The organism is Thermoanaerobacter sp. A7A (assembly GCF_000445185.1).
In the GTDB taxonomy this organism is placed as follows: domain Bacteria; phylum Bacillota; class Thermoanaerobacteria; order Thermoanaerobacterales; family Thermoanaerobacteraceae; genus Thermoanaerobacter.
The window spans coordinates 1-1,027 of the sequence record NZ_AVAF01000077.1; the positions used below are offsets into that span (position 1 = coordinate 1).

3 protein-coding genes are annotated in these 1,027 nt (G+C 31.6%); 2 read left to right on the forward strand and 1 reads right to left on the reverse strand.

Translation table 11 applies throughout. The features are described 5' to 3' along the window. Window positions 1–307: helix-turn-helix domain-containing protein (locus M663_RS0104580; protein ID WP_029688107.1), on the reverse strand; the 307-nt coding region annotated here is incomplete at its 3' end. Between the two features lie 157 nt (window positions 308–464). Between M663_RS0104580 and M663_RS0104585 the strand changes: the two genes are divergently transcribed. Beyond that, complete coding sequence (locus M663_RS0104585) at window positions 465–716, forward strand: hypothetical protein (protein WP_029688108.1); 252 nt, start codon at window positions 465–467, stop codon at window positions 714–716. Between the two features lie 84 nt (window positions 717–800). Then, on the forward strand, window positions 801–998 hold the full coding sequence (locus M663_RS0104590; RefSeq protein WP_006569696.1) for a hypothetical protein: 198 nt from the start codon (window positions 801–803) through the stop codon (window positions 996–998). The last annotated feature ends 29 nt before the right edge of the window (window positions 999–1,027 follow it).

The following is a 1,027-nucleotide window of genomic DNA, read 5'->3' on the forward strand; positions in this document are numbered from 1 at the left end:
TATCTTTTTCATCTTTCTCCGTAAGCTTTGGTTGCCATTCATGGGGCTGGTCTTGCTTAATGGCTTGAGAAGATGAATTAATATGGCCAGCAGCTTCCATTAATTCTTCATATGTAACACTATTCTGTGCTTTACTGGCAAATTTTCTTATTGTTTCAGGGTTCGGAGGAGTATCAACTAATCCTCTTAACAACCTGGAAATATGTGCTGAACTAACACCACATTGTAAAGCATATTGGTTTATAGATCTATTACCTTTTGCTAATGCTAGTAACTCAGCAAACTTTTTCTTATCAAAATTACCCATTCTTTATGCACCTCTTGTTTAAGATTTTATACTAAGTATTGACTGCAATCAATAATGTAAGAGAATTTTTATAAAAAAGTATTGACTGTATGTAATAAATATGGTATAGTATTAACTGTAAACAACATTGACTACATTAAACACAGGAGATGAAAAAATGAATGTCAATAAAGTAGCTCTAAAAGAGTTATTAATCAAAAAATTTAACGGAAATTATAACAAAATGGCAAAAGCTCTTAATGTAAGTCCAGCGCAACTTTATAGAATATTAGAAAGTAATAGTAATGCTGGTGCAAAATTTCTCGGTAAGCTTATTGTTTACTGCAAGAATAATGGCATTGATTATGATAAACTAATTCTTTTGCCAAATGCATTAACTGAAGTTAATGAAAAAGACCAAAGGCAATAAAGCCAATTTCATACCTCTATTATACCCTTATTTCTTCCAGTTTTACATACATCAGAAACAAAAACTGATAAGGAAGTGATTCTCATGAAAGTTGCAATTGTAAGAACTGTGATAACAAGAGAAAAACTTATGGCAGATGATTTTACTCCTGTAAGCGAAGAAATAGTTGGCTATGAAGAAGTAAATGAAGATGAATTTTATAGACCTCTTGCTCAATTCCTGTATCCAAGAATTAAAAAATATCTTGAGGAGCAAAGGCAGGGGAAAGATGATGTGGATTGAGTTTAAGCCCATGAAAAATAAAGACTTAC

Bases quoted from the DNA above. Each gene is read 5' to 3' on its own strand.
- M663_RS0104585 (WP_029688108.1), top strand. From the start codon at position 465: ATGAATGTCAATAAAGTAGCTCTAAAAGAGTTATTAATCAAAAAATTT.
- M663_RS0104590 (WP_006569696.1), top strand. From the start codon at position 801: ATGAAAGTTGCAATTGTAAGAACTGTGATAACAAGAGAAAAACTTATG.